This window comes from Neisseria sp. P0021.S006, assembly GCF_051956895.1.
Genome location: NZ_JBQCWZ010001155.1, coordinates 1 through 480 on the forward strand (window position 1 = coordinate 1; position 480 = coordinate 480).

The following is a 480-nucleotide window of genomic DNA, read 5'->3' on the forward strand; positions in this document are numbered from 1 at the left end:
GGTCGTGGTTTCCACACCGTCGGTGTAGCCATATTCAGGATGGCCGGGGGTTTTGCTGTGCAGTTGGCGGAAGTTTTTCAGATCATCAATGGAAACGTTGTAGCCGGTCAGGTGCAACAGGCTGTAAAGAATCATGGAAGCATGACCATTGGAGAGGACAAAACGGTCGCGGTTGTAGAATTTCGGGTTGGCTGGATTATGATTGAGGAACTTCGTCCACAATACTTCCGCCATTTCCGCCATACCCATAGGCGCACCCGGGTGGCCAGAGTTGGCTTTTTGTACGGCATCGACTGAGAGGAAACGGATTGCGTTTGCCAGTTGAGACATGGTTTGACCTTCCTTGGACAAGATTGGAAATATGAAAAAAGTGTGCCGATTATCGCCTGAATCAGCCGTGCTTTCAAGAATAGCCTTTGATATTTGCATTGTCAGACGCCATGATTTCCAATAGGCCGTCTGAAACGGACGGGATAGATG

The 480-nt window shown here is 49.2% G+C and carries 1 pseudogene; it reads right to left on the reverse strand.

Annotation, left to right across the window (positions count from 1 at the left end):
• A pseudogene (locus tag ACTHUM_RS19225) lies at positions 1-330 on the reverse strand (transketolase); the annotation flags it as partial.
• Positions 331-480: the final 150 nt, after the last annotated feature.